The 19,921-nt window shown below is 62.9% G+C and carries 19 protein-coding genes, 1 tRNA gene and 1 pseudogene; 5 read left to right on the top strand and 16 right to left on the bottom strand.

Annotated features, from left to right (window positions below):
* Positions 1-9: 9 nt before the first annotated feature.
* The 8 genes from ASE59_RS19595 to ASE59_RS06775 form a co-directional block, all read right to left on the bottom strand.
* Positions 10-756 (bottom strand): hypothetical protein, encoded by a 747-nt coding sequence (locus tag ASE59_RS19595; protein ID WP_156359937.1) that lies wholly within the window; start codon positions 754-756, stop codon positions 10-12.
* A gap of 1 nt (position 757) precedes the next feature.
* On the bottom strand, positions 758-1,783 hold the full coding sequence (locus ASE59_RS06805; RefSeq protein WP_200913176.1) for a DGQHR domain-containing protein: 1,026 nt from the start codon (positions 1,781-1,783) through the stop codon (positions 758-760).
* 219 nt (positions 1,784-2,002) lie between these two features.
* Positions 2,003-2,542, bottom strand: coding sequence for a transcription termination/antitermination protein NusG (nusG, locus tag ASE59_RS06800; RefSeq protein ID WP_056454136.1), 540 nt, complete (start codon positions 2,540-2,542; stop codon positions 2,003-2,005).
* Positions 2,543-2,577: 35 nt separating this feature from the next.
* Positions 2,578-2,775 carry a preprotein translocase subunit SecE gene (secE, locus tag ASE59_RS06795; protein ID WP_056454132.1) on the bottom strand — a complete coding sequence of 66 codons (198 nt, stop codon included), beginning with the start codon at positions 2,773-2,775 and terminating at the stop codon, positions 2,578-2,580.
* 181 nt (positions 2,776-2,956) lie between these two features.
* Entirely contained in the window at positions 2,957-3,604 is a 648-nt protein-coding gene (locus ASE59_RS06790; RefSeq protein WP_056454124.1) for an outer membrane beta-barrel protein, read from the bottom strand.
* 94 nt (positions 3,605-3,698) lie between these two features.
* Positions 3,699-4,277: a YqaA family protein gene (locus tag ASE59_RS06785; protein WP_056454816.1), complete on the bottom strand. Its 579-nt coding sequence runs from the start codon at positions 4,275-4,277 to the stop codon at positions 3,699-3,701.
* Between the two features lie 49 nt (positions 4,278-4,326).
* Positions 4,327-4,402 (bottom strand) — tRNA-Trp (locus ASE59_RS06780).
* A gap of 153 nt (positions 4,403-4,555) precedes the next feature.
* Positions 4,556-6,310, bottom strand: a complete 1,755-nt coding sequence (locus tag ASE59_RS06775; RefSeq protein ID WP_056454121.1) for a fatty acyl-AMP ligase — start codon at positions 6,308-6,310, stop codon at positions 4,556-4,558.
* A 126-nt stretch (positions 6,311-6,436) separates the two neighbouring features.
* On the opposite strand from ASE59_RS06775, the gene ASE59_RS06770 reads away from it, so the two are divergent.
* The 5 genes and pseudogenes from ASE59_RS06770 to ASE59_RS19070 form a co-directional block, all read left to right on the top strand.
* The gene (locus ASE59_RS06770) at positions 6,437-6,967 is read left to right on the top strand and encodes a regulatory protein RecX (protein WP_200913175.1); all 531 of its coding nucleotides are present in this window, start codon (positions 6,437-6,439) and stop codon (positions 6,965-6,967) included.
* A 67-nt stretch (positions 6,968-7,034) separates the two neighbouring features.
* Positions 7,035-7,619 (top strand): cold-shock protein, encoded by a 585-nt coding sequence (locus ASE59_RS06765; RefSeq protein ID WP_056454115.1) that lies wholly within the window; start codon positions 7,035-7,037, stop codon positions 7,617-7,619.
* A 4-nt stretch (positions 7,620-7,623) separates the two neighbouring features.
* Positions 7,624-8,115, top strand: coding sequence for a DUF192 domain-containing protein (locus ASE59_RS06760; RefSeq protein WP_235515668.1), 492 nt, complete (start codon positions 7,624-7,626; stop codon positions 8,113-8,115).
* A 45-nt stretch (positions 8,116-8,160) separates the two neighbouring features.
* Positions 8,161-8,553, top strand: a complete 393-nt coding sequence (locus ASE59_RS06755; protein ID WP_056454109.1) for an NADH:ubiquinone oxidoreductase subunit NDUFA12 — start codon at positions 8,161-8,163, stop codon at positions 8,551-8,553.
* Between the two features lie 215 nt (positions 8,554-8,768).
* Positions 8,769-9,002, top strand: a pseudogene (locus ASE59_RS19070) (DUF2155 domain-containing protein); the annotation flags it as partial.
* Between the two features lie 35 nt (positions 9,003-9,037).
* On the opposite strand, the gene aat reads toward ASE59_RS19070, so the two are convergent.
* From aat to ASE59_RS06710, 8 genes are all read right to left on the bottom strand, one after another.
* Positions 9,038-9,778 carry a leucyl/phenylalanyl-tRNA--protein transferase gene (aat, locus tag ASE59_RS06745; protein WP_056454100.1) on the bottom strand — a complete coding sequence of 247 codons (741 nt, stop codon included), beginning with the start codon at positions 9,776-9,778 and terminating at the stop codon, positions 9,038-9,040.
* A gap of 48 nt (positions 9,779-9,826) precedes the next feature.
* The gene (locus ASE59_RS06740; RefSeq protein WP_056454097.1) at positions 9,827-10,876 is read right to left on the bottom strand and encodes a c-type cytochrome; all 1,050 of its coding nucleotides are present in this window, start codon (positions 10,874-10,876) and stop codon (positions 9,827-9,829) included.
* Complete coding sequence (locus ASE59_RS06735) at positions 10,873-11,466, bottom strand: cytochrome c oxidase assembly protein (protein ID WP_056454092.1); 594 nt, start codon at positions 11,464-11,466, stop codon at positions 10,873-10,875. Before ASE59_RS06735 ends, ASE59_RS06740 begins: the two co-directional genes overlap by 4 nt.
* Positions 11,463-11,843, bottom strand: a complete 381-nt coding sequence (locus ASE59_RS06730; RefSeq protein ID WP_056454083.1) for a hypothetical protein — start codon at positions 11,841-11,843, stop codon at positions 11,463-11,465. The genes ASE59_RS06735 and ASE59_RS06730 overlap by 4 nt, the downstream gene beginning before the upstream one ends.
* Positions 11,840-14,365, bottom strand: coding sequence for a cytochrome c oxidase subunit I (gene ctaD, locus ASE59_RS06725; RefSeq protein ID WP_056454081.1), 2,526 nt, complete (start codon positions 14,363-14,365; stop codon positions 11,840-11,842). The genes ASE59_RS06730 and ctaD overlap by 4 nt, the downstream gene beginning before the upstream one ends.
* A complete protein-coding gene (coxB, locus tag ASE59_RS06720) occupies positions 14,362-15,336 on the bottom strand; it encodes a cytochrome c oxidase subunit II (protein ID WP_056454075.1) in 975 nt (324 codons plus the stop codon). Before coxB ends, ctaD begins: the two co-directional genes overlap by 4 nt.
* 138 nt (positions 15,337-15,474) lie before the next feature.
* Positions 15,475-16,872, bottom strand: coding sequence for a glucoamylase family protein (locus tag ASE59_RS06715; RefSeq protein ID WP_056454813.1), 1,398 nt, complete (start codon positions 16,870-16,872; stop codon positions 15,475-15,477).
* Between the two features lie 72 nt (positions 16,873-16,944).
* Positions 16,945-19,914, bottom strand: coding sequence for a TonB-dependent receptor domain-containing protein (locus tag ASE59_RS06710; RefSeq protein ID WP_235515686.1), 2,970 nt, complete (start codon positions 19,912-19,914; stop codon positions 16,945-16,947).
* Positions 19,915-19,921 lie beyond the last annotated feature (7 nt).

The raw sequence follows: 19,921 nt of genomic DNA, 5'->3' as shown, positions 1-19,921 counted from the left end.
TTTTGTGGTTTAAAGTGCGCGGATTACTTCGCTGCCAATGCCAGCGGCATCACAGCATATATCAACGTGCTGTTGGTCAGCTTCGTCCAAACATTTTCCCAAGGTTTCCAGAGACCTTTTTGCGTTTGCGATACACGCTAATGGAAATGCAACTGCAGCGTGGTCAGGGTCAAACGTATAAAGAAAGGCATCGTCAGCAACATACGCATCTACAGATCTCTTAATACCATTTTTATCAATTTCTGCAGAACAGATTGGTAGTGCGGGGTCCGGGAATTTTGCATTCCTGTAGTTGGCTTGTTCCCGTAAATTCGTTATCCAATCGTGCGCCGAAATGCCTTCAATCGTATTTAATAGATTTAGATTGGGAAATTGCCGAGATAGTATCTTCCATATAAGTTTGTGAGTAAGGCCCGTCTCTTTTCTAATTCTTTCGTTGGGAGCGCAATAGAGTGAATGTGGCCTGCCGTCGGGGTAACATATAGATATGTAGTTACTCGCTAAGATTGATCTGGCTGCGTAGAAGGCGGAATAGTAAAATTTTACCACCGACCAAGAGCAGTTTCCTGATGAAAGTCCTTTGATCGCATCGGCGAAAGTTATTTGAGACGAGTAAAGGAGGCCTGTCGCATCCTCTGCAATCGCAGCCGAGATTGATGCTGCATAGGTGCTAGGCAATGGAACTGTCCTAAAATCCGTAGATGGATCTAAGGTTGAGATCCAATTATCTATGGCAACAGCTGCAAGGTGTGGCATATTAAATAGCGAACTTGGTGGATCCAACATCGTTGGGATTGAATGCCGATACTAGGCGCTCGTAAACGCGTTTAGGCGCATCCTTGCCTCCAAGGCCCTTTACTTCCTCCTGTTTGATCAAATTCCCGTGCTCAAGGTGTAGGCTCTGCGCAATGTCGATAATTTTAAAAGACTGCTTCAAGTTGCAATAGGGTATTAGTTTAAGATTGAGAAAATCAATAGCGCCGACAAATCCTGCGGCATACAGGAAAGCATTGTCTCGCTCGGACCAGCGCTCGCCATATTTATCAGCAAGCGCATTAAAGAAATTTTGGAATATAGCCTTTTGAAGCTCAAGGGAGGATGCGCCGACTTGCTCAAGCGTACCCTTCTCGGCGACAAGAGGTTTAATCGCACTCACGGCGGTAGAAAGCGCTATGCCTCCTTTTTGGCGGCGTGAGTTTGGTAGCTTTATCAAGCCGCTATACGCTTGGTCGGTATCTGCAAGTGATAACACGACGTCTCTCGCGCGAACTGCAGCCTCATCAACCAAGTCTTCGCTCGCTACACCATAGAGGTCAAATACCAGACTCTTTGGGACAGGTCGCTGCTCCGTGTTAATCGATAGGAAAATGTTGGCACATTGAACGGTGTCTAAGCTTTCATATATTGCGACCGGTATCTTGTTATTTGCTAGATCGGGTTTGTCCGCGATTGCTTCAAGCAAGCCTGCGACACGATGCTGACCGTCGATAATCTGGGCGCTCCGAGCGGTACGAGGTATGGAAACTGTATTTTCCGTTTGACGCTCAAGCGGACCCTTTACCCAGTTGAGAACAATCGAAGCAGGAAAATCACCGCCCTGTTCAGCAAAAGATTTTACGCCTGCAATTCTACTCTGGTTCAGTACACGTTGAACCGCCCCTTCTTCTTCATCCTGATGTCGAACGGCGGCATATGCGATCTCGGTGAGATGTCGAGCGGGTAGCGCGGTTAAGATGAAAGAACGGCGTTGCTGAATGACTTCAATAAATGGATACTTTGCCAAGGTAATGGCTCCTGGTCTTAGTTGTAGCCGGGCCGAAACCGGCTTCTCCCGCGTTCTCCTTAGCGTGAGGAGATGCGGAGTAGTCGTCAACAACAAAAACGGCGCAGGGCCTTCGCCCTACGCCGCTAACGTCGGTCGGGCTGAACCCGCCGGCCGGTGTCCGCCGTCTCACGAACAGCGTTCGCTATTCGTGTGCGGACAGCAAGTTTCGGCTGCGCCTTACTTGCTTCGTTCCACTTGCTCGAAATCCAATTCCACCGGGGTCGCGCGCCCGAAGATCGACACCGAAACCTTCACCTTCGACTTGTCGAAGTCCAGTTCCTCGACCACGCCGTTGAAGCTCGCGAACGGGCCGTCCAGCACCTTGACCGAATCGCCGATCTCGAAATCGACCTTGATCTTCTGCTTGGTGGGCGAGGCAGCGGCCTCTTCCTTGCTGTTCAGCATCCGCGTGGCTTCCGCCTCGCTGATCGCCTGCGGCTTGCCCGACGATCCCAGGAAGCCGGTGACCTTCGGCGTGTTCTTGACGAGGTGATAGACCTGGTCGTTCAGGTCCAGCTTCGCCAGCACGTATCCGGGCATGAACTTGCGTTCGGACTGCACCTTCTTGCCGCGACGGACTTCGGTCACATTCTCGGTCGGGACCTCGATCGCTTCGACCGCATGGTCAAGGCCGAGGCGGGTCGCTTCGCTCAGGATGGAATCGCGGACCTTGCCCTCGAACCCCGAATAGGCGTGAATGATGTACCAGCGCGACATGCGTATCCTTTAAGCTATCCGGGGAAGGGTTCGGGTTACTGCGCGAGCTTCAGCAGCGCCTTGACGATCGCGTCGAACGCCGAATCCACGCCGAGGAAGAACAGCGCCAGCAGCGTCGTCATGATGACGACCATCACCGCGGTCATCACCGTTTCGCGCCGCGTCGGCCACGTCACCTTCGCGGTTTCGGCCCGGACCTGCCGCATGAATTCGACTGGGGTAACCTTCGCCACGTGCCCTTGACCTTCGTTAACGGTTTGACCGACCGCGGGACACAAGGCCCCGTCCGGTTCCTCTTGGAAACCGGCGCTGCCCATCCACGCTGTCGGATTGGGCATGGTATCTAGCGATCTAAGCCAAGGGACGCAAGCGCAGGGGAAACGGGGCGGCACGCACGCGCCGCCCCTTGCCCGATCAGAAGCGGACGCCGATCCCCACCACCGCGTGGCGACGGTCGAAATTATAGTCCTCATAGGTCTTGCCGCTGGTGCGGAAGTCGGTGACGACGAACTCGCCCTTCACGAACGCGCGGCCGCCAATGCCCAGTTCGCCGCCCAGCCCGAAATGGAACCCGCGATAGGTTTCCTTCTCGGTCACGTTGCCGAGCGAGAATTCGAGCGGCATCGACGAATAGCCGATCTTGCCATATAGCTGCGAATTGCTGCCGATCCGCGTGCCGACACGGGCGCCACCCGACAGCTCGGCCTTCGGCTTCTGGCAGATCACGCCGACCGTGAAATCGTCGCAGCGCTTGGCCGACGACGCGGCATAGCCGGCATAGGCGCCGACCAGCACCCGGCCGACCGACAGATCATAGCCGATTTCCCCACCGTAACGGACACCGTCGGTGCCGTCATAATATTTGGTGTCGTCCTCGATATAGTTGATCTCCAGCCGGTCATACCCGCCCGCAACCTCGACACGCAGCCCCTGCAACGGATCGCGCGGCAACCGCTCGCGCATTTCCGGGTAGGGCTGCGGTGCGGTCGGTGCCATCTGCGCGGCGGCGGGATGGGCGAACGCCATGGTTGCGGCCAACACGGCCGCTGCCTGAAACTTCATCGAATAATCCCCCTTCGGTCCGCGCGATTGTCGCGTCGGACGGCGGGGCCGTTATCGTATAAACGTTACAAAGTCGCGCCTGTTCTGGCCCGGATCAGAGCAGGCTGACCGCTGCGAACCCGCCGACCAGCGCCACGACCAGCAGCGTGCCGATCAGCGTCAGCCGCTTCTCGATGAACGCCTGCACCGGCTGGCCATATTTCTTGAGCAGGAACGCGATCAGGAAAAAGCGGAAGGCGCGGGTAATCGTCGCGGTTGCCACGAACATCGCGAAATTGAACTTGGCGAGGCCCGATGCGATCGTGACCAGCTTGAACGGGATCGGCGTCAGTCCTTTCAGCAGGATGATCGCCGCGCCATATTGCGCGAACCCCGCCTGGAACTTCGCGGCCTTGTCCTGCAACCCGTACAGGTTGATGACCCACGCCCCGACCGTGTCCCACAGGAAATAGCCGATCGCATAGCCGACCATGCCGCCCAGCACCGACGCGATCGTGCAGATCGCCGCGATCTGATAGGCGCGGCTACGGTGCTGCAGGATGACCGGCACCAGCACGACATCGGGCGGAATCGGAAAGAACGAGCTTTCGCAGAACGACACGACCGCCAGGCTGCGCACGGCGTGCCGATGATTGGCAAGGCGAAGCGTCCAGTCGTACAGCGCGCGGAACATCGTCGTCGAATCCAGTCCAGCAGTTTCGGGGATCGGCGCGGCGGCGCGTTGGCACGAGTGGAGGGATTCGAACCCCCGGCCCTCGGTTTTGGAGACCGATGCTCTACCAGCTGAGCTACACTCGTGTGCGGACGCGGCCTCTATCCCGGTCGAACCGGAAGGGCAAGGCCGATTTCTGACCTAGCCGTCCGAGGGCTTGTAGGAAAGTCTAAAATCCTCCCCGGCACGGGGAGGGGGACCATCCGCAGGATGGTGGAGGGGGGCTAGCCCCAAGCCGCTTATGCCGCAATGGCGTAAGGCTTGATCTCCCCCTCAAGATACAATTTCCGGGCCTTCGCCCGGCTCAGCTTGCCCGACGACGTGCGGGGCAGGGTGCGCGGCGGGACCAGTTCGATGACGCAGTTCATGCCGGTAACCGACCGGACGCGCTCGCGAATTTCCTCACGCAGCCGCAGCCGCTCGGCCTCATCCGACGCGCGGCACTGGACCAGCACGGCAGGCGTTTCCTCGCCGCCGGGGGTGGTGATGGCGAAGGCGGCGATGTCGCCGGCCTTGAATCCGGGAAGTTGTTCAACCGCCCATTCGATGTCCTGCGGCCAATGATTCTTGCCGTTGACGATGATCATGTCCTTCGCCCGTCCGACGATATAGACATATCCGTCAGATAGATAGCCCATGTCGCCGGTGTCGAGCCAGCCGTCGACCATGCAGGCCGCGGTCGCTTCGGGGTCGCGGAAATAGCCGCTCATCAGCGACGGCCCCTTGCACCAGACCTTGCCGATCGCGCGCTCGGGCAGGGGCGTGCCGTCCTCTTCGCGGATCTCGATGGCCATGTCTCGCACCGGCTTCCCGCAATTGACGATCGCGCGGTAACGCTGCGGCCGGTCGGCGCGGCCGGCATGACCGGAAAGTTCGGTCTCTTCAACAAGTTCGACGATGATCCCTTCACCCGGCGGCATGATCGCCACCGCCAACGTCGCCTCGGCAAGGCCGTAAGAGGGGAGGAAGGCCGACGCCTTGAACCCGGCATCGGCAAAGGCGTCGACGAACGACTGCATCACATCGGGACGGATCATATCCGCGCCATTGCCCGCCAGCCGCCAGCGCGACAGGTCGAACCGGTCCGCCGCCTTGGTCTGGCTCGACATGCGTCGCGCGCAGATATCGTAGCCGAAGGTCGGCGAATAGCTGATCGAATTACCCTGATTTCGGGTGATCAGGTCGAGCCACGCCAGCGGACGCCGCGCGAAATCCTCGGTCTTCAGATAATCGGTCGACACCTGATTGGCGACGACCGACAGAAAGCAGCCGACCAGCCCCATGTCATGATACCAGGGCAGCCACGAGATGCAGCGATCTTCCTCGACCAGTTCCATGCCATGGCTGTGCGCCGCCAGATTGTTGAGCAGCGCCGCGTGCGTGATCTCGGTCCCGTGCGGGAAACGGGTCGAGCCGCTGGAATATTGCAGGTAGCAGATGTCGTCTGTCGCTGCGGTCGGCAGGTCGACGACCGGCGCATCGTTCGCCGAAAAGCTTTCCCAATCAATCCCTTCGACACCGGCGATTCGAGCGGCCTCGCCAGCCATCGCCTCGAGTTCGGCCGGGTAGAACAAGGTCTTGGGATCGCAGCTGTCCAACTGGACGCGGAGCTGTTCGACATAGGCTTCGCGCCCGCCGAACGAGGTGGGCAGCGGCAGCGGCACCGGCCACGCGCCGGCATAGACGACGCCGAAGAACAAGGCAGCGAACTCGGCACCGGTTTCGGCGATCAGCGCGATGCGGTCGTTGGGCTGCACGCCCTTCGCGATCAGGCGATAGGCCTGTTGCAGCGCATCCGCGCGCATGTCGCGGAACGGATAGGCATGTTTCAACGTGCCGCGCGCGTCGTGGAAATTCAGCCCGCGCGTGCCCTGCGCGGCGTAATCCATCGCCTCGCCCAGCGTCGCGAAGTCCGCGAACCGGCGCGGGAGCGCGTCGACCGTCGGGGTCGCTTCCAGCGCGATTGCAACACTTCCTTCAAGATTCGTCGTCATTCTTGTCCAACTCTCGGCACCGTTCGCACGCGTTCGCGGCGTTCGAAGCGTGTCGCCATAGCGGCAAAGTGCCGTGCGGCACAGTTGATTTCAAAATCGCGACGCAGTGTGGCACAAACATGGCGCATGTCCCGTGACCCGCGCCGTCCCCTACCGCCTCTCGACCAGCCCGCTCTGGAGCGTGCCGCCTTACGCTATGTTGAACGCTACGCCACGACGCGGGCGAAGCTGGTCGCCTATCTGATGCGCAAGCTGCGCGAACGCGGGACGGACGGGGTGGTCGATGTCGCGGCGCTGGCCGACCGGATGGCCGAGCTGCGCTATGTCGACGACCGCGCCTTTGCCGAGGCGCGGGCGGCGTCGATGACACGGCGCGGGCTGGGCGCGCGGAGGGTGCGCGATGCGCTGCGCCATGCGGGCGTCGGGGCTGATGACAGCGAGGCGGTGGTCGACACCCTGGACGAGGGGGCGGAGGCGTCGGCCATGGCCTTTGCACGACGCAAGCGGATCGGCCCGTTCGCCGCCGAACCGGTCGAGCGCGACCGTCGCGAAAAGCAGATCGCGGCGATGGTTCGCGCCGGCCATCCCCCGGCACTGGCACGACGAATCGCCGGAATGGCGCCGGGCGACGAAGCGGACGCCGTCGCCGATTGGTAAACTGCAAAGAAACCGTCGCGTTCACGAAACATCGTGTTACAAAGGGTGCCAGGGGGAGTAAGCAACGATGCGTCTGGAAGCGCGAACGATTGCCGATGATTGCGCGGTCCCGCCGGCCGCGGCTGCGGCGCTATCCAATATCCGCGACGATGTCGTCACGTCGGTTCGCGGCGTCGTCAAATGGTTCGACGTCACCCGCGGCTTCGGTTTCGCAGTCGCCGACGACAGCAGCCTCGGCGATGTGCTGATCCACTTCTCGGTGCTCGAGCCGCATGGCCGCCGCACCCTGCCCGAAGGCGCGATCGTTACCTGCAACGCCGCACGGCGCAGCCGGGGCATGCAGGCGGTCGAAATCCTGGAGATCGACCTGTCCCTCGCGGTCGAACCGGTACGCCGCGCGGTCGAACGACCCGACCGAATGGCAATGGCCGAGCAGGCGGGGCCGTTCGAGCCGGTGACGGTCAAATGGTTCAACCGCCTGAAAGGCTATGGCTTCCTGGTCCGCGACAGCGAGGCGGGGGACGTGTTCGTTCATATGGAAACGCTCCGCCGTGGCGGCGTCGAGGAAGTCGAGCCTGACCAGCGGCTTGTCGCCCGCATCGTTGAAGGGCAGAAGGGGCCGATGGCCATTGCGGTCGAACCGGGCGAGTGACAGCGTGACAGGATTGCGATTTTCGGGGTTGGCGGCGGTAGCGCTGCTCGCCGCACTTGGCGGCTGCAAGGGCGAGGCTCCCGGTAAGGAAACGGTCTCCGAACATGGGATGGTCGTCAAGCCGGTGACGATTACCACCGCCGATGGACGGGCGCATGTCTTCAAGTCGGAAGTCGCCGCGAACGAGGCGCAGCAGCAGCAGGGTTTGATGTACCGTGCGCGACTGGCGCCCGATGCCGGGATGCTGTTCGCGCCCTATCCCCCCGATGGCGGACCGCCCAAGACGGCGAGCTTCTGGATGGAGAATACGCCCAACGCGCTCGACATCATCTTCATCCGCGCCGACGGCACGATCGCGACCATCGGCGAGAATGCCGTGCCCTTTTCACAGGCCAAGGTCGAATCGGGCGAACCGATCGCGGCGGTGCTGGAGATTGCCGGTGGACGCGCGGGCGAACTGGGGATTGCGGCGGGCGACAAGGTAACGTGGAAATGATCCGCCCCATTGTCGCGGGCGTGGGCAGGCGCTAAGCGGTCGCGCATGGGAATCCTCGCGAACGTCTTCACCTGGTGGAACGGTGCCACCTTCGGCACCTGGCTCGGCTTGCGCGGCAAGACGCAGGTCGGGACCGACCATCTCGGCAACGCCTATTATCAGGGTGGCAGCGACACCAACGGCAATCCGCGCCGCTGGGTGATCTATGCGGGGTCGAACGACGCGAGCCGCGTGCCGCCCGAATGGTTCAGCTGGCTGCACCATCAGATCGAGGGCACGCCCGACGAATCGCTGCCGCCGGTGCGCCAGTGGCAGAAGCCGCCTGTCGAAAACCAGACCGGCACCGCGCTCGCCTATCGTCCGCCGGGCGTTCTCGACAAGGGCGGCGCGCGCGTGCGGGCGACCGGTGATTACGAGGCGTGGAGCCCCGACGCGTGAACCCACGCCGCTGGCTGGCCGGGCTGGCGATTGCGATAGTGCTGGCGGTCGCGGGCTGGTTCGGCTGGCGGCACTGGCATCGACAGGCGGTGCCGACCCGGCCCTCGACGGCGGAAATCGCCGTACCCGATTCGGTCCGCCCCAACCCCAATGCCCCGGACGTGGTCAGCGTCGATACCGGGCTGGACAGCAGCCTGCTCGCCGGTTCGACGCCGATGGCCGATCGGGTCGCGGTGGTCGGCCTGCTCAACAAGCGCAACGGCGAAACCCGCGACCTGACGCTGAAACCCGGACAGGCGACTCGGGTTGGCGACGTGATCGTCCGCCTGCGCGCCTGCGAACGCACCGCGCCGTGGGAGCAGGAGCAATATACCGGCGCGTTCGTACAGATGGACGTGCGCGGCACCGACGCCAAATGGCGGCGGGCGTTTTCGGGATGGCTGTTCAAGGAGCGTCCGGCGCTGAACGTCGTGCTCCACCCGATCTATGACGTGTGGCCCAAGAGCTGCACGATGTCTTTCCCCGACAGGGGGCCGGACACGGTATCGGCCGGTGCCGGTGCGACGTCGTCGGGCACGACCCCACGCCGATTGAGCGCATCGAACGCGGCGGAGGCCAGCCCCGAAGCGCCTGCCGAATCGAACCCCAGCGCGCCGGCCAACAGCACCGAATAGGCTTTGCGCGGAACCTCGACCGCGCCCATCGTCGCCAGATGGTCGGTCAGGAACTGGCAATCGAGCAGCTTGAAACCGCCGACGCGCAGCCGCGCGACCAGCCATGCCAGCGCGACCTTCGACGCGCTGGGTGCGCGGCTGACCATGGATTCGCCGAAAAACGCCTGACCCAGCGCGAGGCCGTACAGGCCGCCGGCGAGACGCTGACCGTCCCAGACCTCGACCGAATGGGCCAGCCCCATTTCGTGCAGCCGGACGAAGGCCTGTTCGATCGTGCCGTTGATCCATGTTTCCGGCCGGTCGGAGGCGCTTTCGGCGCATAGGCGGATGATATCCTCGAACGCATGGTCGGCGGTGACGCGGTAACGGTCGGACGCGACCAGCTTGCGCAGCGAGCGCGACAGGTGGAACCCGTCGAGCGGCAGGATGCCGCGCAGCTTCGGTTCGACCCAGTAGATGCCGGGCGCGTCGCGATCGTCGGCCATCGGGAATATGCCGCTGGCATAGGCGCGCAGCAGCGTTTGCGGGTCCAGTTCGAACAGGGGCGCCATCGGCCGCACCCTATCGCGGCCGGCGGTGCTGGCAATGGTGACCTGCGATCATTGCCCGGCGAGGTAGCGCGCGACCGGTTCGATCATGTCCTCGGGGATACGCCGCGCGATGACCGGCATCGTCGCCTGATCCTTGCGCGCGTCGACCACTTCCTTCTCGCCGCGCCAGTGCCGCAGCCGCTCGGCGATGTAGACCGCGCGCTGGCCGTCGATGACCGGGAAGCGCTTGGCACCGGCGGCGTCGTGGCAGCTGCGACAGGCGGGAAGCTGCTTGTCGGGCAGCCCGCGCTCGACGATCTGGCGGGCGGCGGCGTCGCGATTGCCACCGCGACCGGGAGCGATGCCGGGCATCGCCGCGAACCGCCGGGCAAGGGCCACGCGTTCTTCCGGGGTCAGTTGGGCCGCGGCGTTCGACATTACGGCGCTCTGGCGGGTGCCGGTCGCATAGGCTTCGAGCGCGGCGGCGAGATAGGCGGGGTTCTGTCCGGCAAGGATCGGGATATCGCCTTGGCCCCGGCCAAGCCCGTCGTTGCCGTGACAGCCGGCGCAGCTGTCGAACCGACCGTTGGCCGCGCCCAAGCCTTTCGCATTGCTGCCCGCCAGCACGCGATATTGCTCGGGCGTCATCGTCGGCAGCAGGCGGACGAAGGCGACCATGCGCCTCACCTCGTCCGGCCGGTCCTTAGCGGCCCAAGCGGGCATCCCGCTGAACTTCACGCCGTGTTCGAGGATCCAGAACAGCTGGCGGTCGGTCCATTCCTTCGCGTTCTTCGACAGGTCGGGGGCGGGGGGTGTCGCCTTCTGCATCAGCGGCAGGGGGCGCACCCCCGGCGCACCGTGGCACGATGCGCAGGACGAGGCGTAATAGCCCGCCGCGCTGACGAGGCCGCTATCGTCCTTCGCGTCCTTCGGGGTGGAGAAGGCGGCATGGGTCTGCACCGAATTGCGCATTACCCAGTGCAGGAACCAGTCGCTGATCGCCCAATGGCCGGACGAGGCGGCGACGTTGAACAGCCCCGACCACGCGAAGGCCATGCCCAGCGCGAAGATGCCGAGCAGCGTCACGATCACACGCTTCCAGGTGAGGCGGATGGTCATGTGGTCGGCTCCGGATGGCGCAATAACGTGGCGAGCAGCGCGAGGCCGCCGAGGAAATAGCTGGCGGCCCCGACCAACAGCATCACGACCCCGCCCAGTTGCTGATCGTCCAACGCGTCGTGCATCCCGTGCGCCATTGCCGGATAGAGCGGGCGGGGGGCAAGGCCGATAAGCGCGCCGAGCAGGGTCATGTGCATCGAGGTCAGCAGCAATGCGCCGACGCCCGCCGCGCGGCGATCGGGACCGGCACCTAGCACCGCCGCCCAGAGCAGCCACCCGGCGGCGAGGAACATCGCCTGTTCGACGATCATCGCCGCGATGTTGCTGTCGGCCAGCATCCGCAGCGCGGGAAGGTGCCAGCCCCAGACGGTGGCGAGTTCGACCAGCGACATGGCGAGCGGCGAGACGATATGTGGCCAACGCCGCGCAGGGTCGTAGGCACTGCCGGCGAGACCGAAGGCGATCAGTGGTGCTGCGACCGCGACGGCGATCATGTGCCCGGCCATATGCCCGACCATGCCCGCCTGCGCCGCCGCCAACCAGCCGAGCGGCAACAGCACCAGTCCCGCGATCAGGCCGATACGCTTCACCGGCAATCCGTCAGGAACAGCACCGGGGCGGCGGTGAAGATGACGCCGACAAAGCTGAGCGCGGCAAGCAGCACCGTCGAATAGGCGAGGAAGCGGATGCGGTCGCTATCGGTGCTTTCCTCATGTGGGGCGGGATCGCCGGGGACACGCGACTGGAGATGGGCGATGATCCCGGCGCCGGCGATCAGCAGTAGCGCGAGGATGGTGCCGATGCCGTACAGGATCGGCAGTCGCGGGAAGCCGCCGACCTTCGCGCAATGGATCGCCGCCCACAGGTATGAGAACAGGAAATGTACCGCCCAGACGGTCGGCGGGACGATCAGCGTCCAGAGCGTCACCTTCAGCCTGGTGACCATGCCGTGCAGCCCGCGCTTCATGCGACCCCCGGGAACAGGCCGATCGTCGCATAGGTGACGATGGCGGTCAGTGCCATGAAATGCTGATAGACGGTGATGTTCCGCAGGTCTGCGTCATGGGTCGGCGTCATCCGACCGGCGATGCTGCGCGCCAGCGTATAGCCCTGCATGATCGCGCCGACCCCGGCATGGGCGGTCGTCCAGATGACCAACACCCACACGATCGCGGGATAGCTGTGCAGTTCGGGATCGAGCCCGGTTGTCAGCGGCCCCTGCAACCCGGCCCAGATGCCCGCGAAGCTGGCGGCGATGCCGACGACCAGCAACAGCCGCGCCGCGCCGACAATACCCCGTCGGTTGGTCCCGCGCGCGGCGACCGTCGCCACCCAGCTGACCGCCGCCAGCGCCAGCGCGACCATCGGCCAGAAGGTGCCGGGACCGTCCATGCCTGGACCCGATGGCGGGAATTCGGGATGCACCGTCCAGAAGAAATAATAGCCGAACACAAGCCCCGAAAAGGCGGTCGCATCGGCCATCATCGTGATGAACATCGCCCACCATCCCGGCGCCGCCGATCCGGAGACATAGAGCGGCAGTTCGATGCCGTGACCGATCGGCTTGGACGGCTTTTCCGGAATCTCGGCGGTACCGGTCCACATCCAGTAGAGCACGAACCCCAGCGTCGCGACCGCCCCGGCCAGCGACCACCAATAAAGGTGGTAGGTCGTCAGGATGAACACGCTGCCCAGCGCGATCGCGGTCAGCATCGGCACCCAGCTGGGCGTTCCGAGGCGCACGACATAGAGCGGGCGCGCGTCGAGCACCGTGGTCACGATCGTCTCGCGCCGACCTTCCTCGGCATCGGGCAGGAAGTAGCGGCCTTCGTCGACCTTCTTGACGAAATCCTTCTGGTCCCAGATCGGATAGCGGCTTTCGATCAGCGGGACCGAACGGATGCCCCAATCTTCGTCATCGGGATGCGCCAGCCATTCGAGCGTGCCGGCATGCCACGGATTACGCTGCGCCTTCTCCCGCCACGGCGAGCGGGCGAGATCGAAACAGATGATCGCGGTACCGGTCGCGAACAGATAGGCACCGATCGTCGAGGCGAGGTTCAGATAATCGATGCCCAGTTCGCTCGGATAGGTGAATACCCGGCGCGGCATCCCGTACAGGCCGCTGAAATGCATCGGGAAGAAGGTCAGGTTCGCCCCGACGAACAGCGTCCAGAATGCGACGCGCCCGAGGCGGTCGGACAGCTTCTTGCCGGTAATCAGCGGCCAGTAATAATAAAGCCCGCCGAACAGCGGCAGTAACGTGCCGCCGATCAGCACGTAATGCAGATGCGCGACGACGAAATAGGTATCGTGCGCCTGCCAGTCGAACGGCGCGATCGCGACCATCACCCCGGTCAGCCCGCCGATGACGAAGATGGCCAAGCTGCCGGTCGCGTACAGGAGCGGCGTCGACCATTTGACCTTGCCCGCCCAGAGCGTGGCGATGAACGCGAAGATCTGGATACCGGTCGGGATCGCGACCGCTTCGGACGCGGCGGAGAAGAAAGCGAGGCTGATCTTCGGCAGGCCGGTCGCGAACATGTGGTGCACCCACAGCCCGAACGACAGGAACGCGGTGCCGACCGCCGCCAGCACGATCCACGGATAGCCCAGCAGATGCCGCTGCGCAAAGGTCGGGATCATCATCGCAAACAGCGCGATCGACGGCAGGAAGACGATATAGACCTCCGGGTGGCCGAAGATCCAGAACAGGTGCTGCCACAACAGCGGATCGCCGCCGCGCGCCGCATCGAAGAACGGCCAGTTCAGCAACCGCTCCATCTCGAACAGCACGTCGCCCGCGATCAGCGGCGGGAACGCGAACAGGATCATCACCGCGACGACGAGGATATACCACGCATAGAGCGGCATCAGGTTCAGCCGCATCCCCGGCGGCCGGCATTTCAGCACGCCGACGATCAACTCGACCGCCGCCGCCACCGACGACACTTCGATGAACGACAGACCAAGCATCCAGATATCGGCACCCAGCCCCGACAGGTCGGTGCGGGTGGTCAGCGGCGGATACATGAACCACCCGCCATCGGGCGCGGCGTTGAAAAAGATCGACCCGCCAACGAACACTCCGCCCAGCAGGAACGACCAGTAACCGAACGCCGACAGCCGGGGAAAGGGCAGGTCGCGCGCGCCCAGCAGCTGCGGCAACAGGATGATCGACACCGCTTCGAACATCGGCACGGCGAACAGGAACATCATCATCGAGCCGTGCAGTGTGAACAGCTGATTGAAGGTGTTCGCCGACACCAGATCGTTTTCCGGTGTCGCCAGCTGTGTCCGCATGATCAGCGCCAGCACGCCCGCGAACAGCATGAAGGCGAACGCGGTCAGCGTGTACCATGCACCCACGCGATTGTTGTTGCAGTCGGTCCAGCGCAGGAAAATGCCCTGCGGCGCCTGCCATACGGCGCGCAGCCGTTCCTCCTGCGCGGCGCGGAGCGCGGGGTCGTCTTGCGCGTGCAGGCTCATTTCATGCTTTCCAGATAGGCGGCGATCGCCTGCGCGTCATTGAACGACATTTGGGGGTAGGCGGGCATACGCGCGCCGGGTTTGACCGCTGGCGCATCCTTGATGAAGCGGACCAGCGCGGCGCGGGTCATCGGCTGCGTCCCCGCGCCCAGCGAACTGCGGCTGCCGAGATGAGTCAGATCGGGGCCGATCTGCCCGGCGGCCGGCGTACCGGCGATGGCATGGCAACCGGCACAGCCATTGGCGGCGAACGCCTGCGCGCCGGCGGCGGTGTCCGGGGCGGGGGCGGCAGGGCGGCGCTCGTTCGCCAGCCATGCGTCGAACGTGGCCGGCTCCATCGCGACGACATCGAACGCCATCAGCGCGTGGCTGAGGCCGCAAAATTCGGTGCAGACGCCGCGGAACGTGCCGGGCCTGGTCGCGCGGACGATCAGGCGGTTGGTGCGGCCGGGGATCATGTCCATCTTGCCGGCCAGCCCGGGAATCCAGAAGCTGTGGATGACGTCGCCGGCGGTCAGGTCGAACTGCACCGTGCGGCCGACGGGCACGCGGATTTCGTTGGCGGTGACGATGGGTGCGGCACCGGGTGGCTGGTACTGAACGCGCCACCAGAATTGTTCGCCCTCGACGGCAATGCGTAGGTCGCCGTTTGCCACCGGCAATGGCCGCATGGCGGGCAGGCTGTAGAGCAGCAGGCCCAGCAGCACGACCACCGGCACGACCCCGCCGGCCCAGCCGATCAGCCGCATGCCGCCGGACAGCGTCAATCGCCCTTCGGGTGCGCGTACGGCCGCGATCATCAACGCGGCTACGGCGGCGGCGATCACGATTGCGCCGACCAGCATAACGATCGTCAAGTGACGGACGGTCGCCGCCTCCTCACCGAAAACGGTCAGCGCCGATTGATGACGATTACAGCCCCCCAGAACGAGCAGCGCGGCCGCACCGCAACTGGCTTTGACGCCGCGCATAGTCCCCCTTCGTCCCGTATCGCAGTATACGACACGGAAGCGAAACGAGATGTCAGCGTTTGCGTTCCATCACGAGCCGGATTGGTCCGCTCCGGGTCGCGAAGTGGAGGCCGTCCGCGACGATCCGCCCAAGCCTGCTCACGCCAGCCAGCCGCCGGTGAAGCCCGCACGTTCCAGCCCGCGCCGGATATGGGGGTTGCGGCGCATCACTTCCCAGATCATGCCGCTGCGCTGGTTCTCGATCATCAGGACGATCGGCCCCTGATCGATACCCAGATAATCGCCATCGACCCAACCCACGCCCGGCACGATCCTGCCATGCTGCAACGGGCGATCGGTGCGGGTCAGCGTCGGGTTGAAGGAATCGAGAAAGCCGTATTTGTCGTAGATGCCAGCGCCATAGCGTGCATGCATCTTCGCCATCATCGGCGCGACGATTTCGGGAGCGAAGGCGATCGAGCCGAGCGCGGCGGTCGGGGCCAGCGTGCCGTCGTCGCGATCGCCGGGGCCACGCGCCGAATAGCTGAAGAATTCGCGCTGTTTGCCATCAATTGTCACGGTGAAATCGCCGGGACCGTCACAGGCCGTCAGCCCCCAGCAATCGTCGCCATAGCCGACCTTGCCGCCCGGATTTTCATTGGCATAGGCGCGCTGCGCATAGGTCGCGCGCCGGCTGTTCTCGAAATAATCGATTCCCTTCGACGCGATATAGGGATCGCGGATGCCGCGGAAATCGACCCAGACATGGCTGTATTGATGGCCGAACATCGGCGCGAATTGCAGATGCGGCTGGCCCCAGCGATTGCCCCAGCTCTTCTCGAACTTTTGCGTCAGCGCGGGCCAGGTCGCAGGCGGCAGCGGATGCGTCGGGCTGGCGAGTGCCAGCACGTACAGGATCATGCCTTCGTTATAGCTATCCCAGTCGGAGCGGATGAAGCCGCTTTCGGGATGCCACCCCATCGATACGAAGGGCGGGCGCGGCACGATCCAGTCCCATTCGACCGCGCGGTACAGTTGCTCGGCAAGGTCGCGGATGCGTGCCTCCTGCGGATCGGCGCGATCGAACCAGCTCTGCGCGAACAGCACGCCCCCCAACAGCAGCGACGTGTCGATGGTCGACAATTCGGTCCGGCCGAAGCGCGTGCCGGCCTTCGCGTCGAGGAAATGGTAGAAGAAGCCCTTGTACCCGCTGGTCCCGTTCGCCGCCGGGCCGGACGGCGCCTTGGCAAAGAATTCGAGCGTGGCGAGCGTGCGGGCACGATGTTGTTCGCGGGTGATCCAGCCATGTTTCTCACCGACGCCATAAGCCGTCAGCGCGAAGCCGACCGCCGCGATCGACGCGAAGCTGGGACTGGGCCAGCGATCGGGCGCCAGACCCGTCGCCGCATCGGTCGTGTCCCAGAAGAAGCGGAACGCGCGCTCCTGCACGTCGGAAATCAGGTCGGGCTGTGCTCGCGACGTCACGCCGGTCCGTGCAGTGCAGGCCCCGACAAGCGCGGCGGTGCTGGCGGCAAGGAAGAAGCGGCGATCGATCACGGGCAAGCCTCTTAAACAACGACAAAAATGCCGGGACAGGCAAGAAGCCTATCCCGGCGGGGGAGGGGTAGGTTAGAAGCGATAACCGACGCGGAACTGGATGCGCCGTGGCAGGGTCAACAGGTCTCGCCCAATTCGTGCCGGGTCGAGCGTATCGACCACACCGCCGGTTTCAGGATTGATCTGGTTGTTGAAAAAATCATCGAAACCGGAAAAATTGTTGTTGTTGAATGCATTGAGTAGATCGACTGCGATTTCAGTTTCGCCACCCAAGATCTTCAGCTTGTTTGCGAGGGTTAGGTTGACCTCGCAGAAGGCGAACACGCCCTTGATGCAGTTCTGATTGGGATACCGGGCGCTGAATTCGTTGAAACCGGAAGTCGCTCCATTGGTGCCGTCGGTAACGCGGAACGCCTGGCCGCTACCAAAGGTGCTGAGGGTCGAGAACTGGAACCCCAACGGCAAATCGACGATACCGGACACGACGATGCGATGACGTTCGTCGCCGTTACGCGGCCGCCATCCGTAGTCGTCGGGTGTAACCGCGTCGAGGCTGAACAGGTCGCCACCATTCTGCTCGCCCTTCGAAAGCGTGTAGGCAATGTTGACGCCCCAACCCGATGCCTGGGTATAGGGTCTGTCTGCCGTTACGTAGAGCGCCTTGTACCGGGTATCCAGTCCGTCAAAGCCGATCAGCGCGTTGGAAAAGCCGAACGGGACAAGGGGTGACGTATCGCAACACGGGCCGATTCCACCATTCTGCCGCGTCGCGAACAGGTTGGTGTAGCCGTTGCGACCACGTTGATACGATCCCGTCACTGCTACCTGCCACGGTCCCAACTGTTGACGTACGCCGAGGCTGACTTGGTCGTTGACCGGCGGCCTGGTGTTGTTTTTTACTGCGAACAATTCGGGCGCACCGCTGGTCGATGTCGCACGCAGTTCCAGCAATCCTTCGCGCGTCAAATAACGCGGATCCCAAAGAACCGTTTGCAAGCCGTTGCGCGGCTGGCCGTCGCGTGAAAAACGGAAGACGCCGATCGGGTTGATCGTGCGCGATTGTTCATCGACGGTGTTGTTGAAGTTGTTTCGATCATAATAGCGTCCGAAGCCACCGAAGATGACCGTCGTTGCATTGTCGAAGATGTCGTACGAAAAACCGAAGCGTGGCGCGAATGCGCCGGCAAAGGGTTTGCGGTTCTCACCCGTGCTGATGTAGTTTTCCGGGTCGAAATAGCTGGTAGCGGGCAGGGCGCGCAGCGCAGCGGCGGCATTAGCCGAAGTTATGAAATCGTTGTTGTTGCCGTTGGTTTCGTAATCCCAGCGAAGACCAAGGTTCAGCTGCAGTCTATCGGTCACGTCCCAGTCGTCTTGAACGTAGAAGCCGAGCTGTGTGTTCGATCCGCGAACCGTTCCATTTCCCAATCCCAAACGAGCTTCCGCAGGGAAGGTGAAATTAGTGTCATTGGCTAGGTTCGTGTTCGGATTTTCGACGGTATCGATGCGGAAAGTGTAGCCGGGTTGCAGGAAGGCAAGGTTCGAGAATTCAATATCGGTCACTTCGACCCGTGCACCAACCTTGATCGCGTGGTTGTCGAAACCGGTATAGGTGAAATCGTCACGAAGTGTGTAGCCTTGCTGTATCTCTCGCCGAGATGCTTCCCGCCCGCCGAACTGAATGACCGTATCATAGTTGAAGCTCGACTGCTGCGGGTTCAATGAGGTCGGGCTGAAGTTGTAGTTGAGGTAGTTTAGATTGGCTTCGTTAATGAAATTGTCGCCCCGATACGTCCATTTCAGAAGATACGTTTCGACGGTGTTGCGCTTGTTTTCTGCGAATTCGTACGCGACGTTGCCACCGAAGCCTTGGATATCGGTTTCTTCGCGACGGCTGTACGACAGGTCGAACGTCTGAGCGTCGTCCGGCGTGAAGGTCAGCTTTCCGAAATAGAAATCGGCGCGAAACGGGCTTACGAAATTGCCTTCGAATTCACTGATCTGCCGACCGGATGCAGCTTCGAACGCCCTAATGTTGTCTGCCGTGCCGGTAGAATCAACAATGAACGCCCGATCCTGGTCGTTACCTTCGTAGGTGCCGAAGAAGAACAGCTTGTCCTTGACGATTGGGCCGCCCAGCGAAACACCATATTGCTTGCGTTCGAAGGCTGGCTTGGCACGATTGTTGCGGCGATCGAGGAAGCTGCGTTCGGTCAGGCCGCGGTCGGTATATTGCCCGAACGCTTCGCCGTGAAATTCATTGGTGCCCGATTTCGTAACAGCGGTGATGATCGCCGAACCGGCCTGTTCATATTCGGCCTTGTAGTTCTGCGTCAGGACGCGGAATTCCTGTACCGCCAACTGGCCGAACGGGTTGCCGCGGCTGTTCTGCTGTCCGGCGACGCCGCCTTCGCGCAGCTTGTTCTTCAGGCTGACGCCGTCGATAAACACGTTGACCTGCGATGCGGTCGAGGCGCCAGCCTGAATGCCCTTGTCGGTTTCGCTGTCGTTGTAGCGGACGCCGGGTGCGAGCGCGGCGAAGGACAGGAAGTTGCGATCGGTCTGGGGCAGGGTGCGGAGTTGCTCCTGCGTCACGTTGGTCGCGATTTCGCTGGTCCGGCTTTCGATCAGGCGGCGGCCGGTCACGACGATCGTTTCGTCACCTTCGGCAGCGACCGTCTCGTCGGGCGTTCCCGGCGCGGCGGCGGCACCGAGAGTTACGTCGAGGCTTGCCGCCTGTGCGATGCCGACTGTGACTTCGCTGGTCGCGGTTTCACCGTTCGGGCCGGTGACGGTGACCGAATAGCCGCCGGCGCGGATGCCGTTCAACGTATAGCGACCGGTCGTGTCGGTCGTCGCACGATAGGACTGGTTCGTGCCCGTCGAGGTCGCGACGACCGTCGCGCCGGCGACGACCGCCCCCGCTGCGTCACGTACCGTGCCGCGCACCGAAGCGGTGGTGGTCTGCGCCGAAGCAGGCGCGATCGGAGCGACGACCACCCCCGTCGCCAGCGTCGTCGCGGCGGCGAGTGCCGCGCGGAACATCGTATTC

Origin of the sequence: Sphingomonas sp. Leaf10 (genome assembly GCF_001421245.1) — a bacterium.
Taxonomy (GTDB): Bacteria; Pseudomonadota; Alphaproteobacteria; order Sphingomonadales; family Sphingomonadaceae; genus Sphingomonas.
Note: the sequence above shows the minus strand (reverse complement) of the source record. Positions and strands in the feature narration are given on the sequence as shown.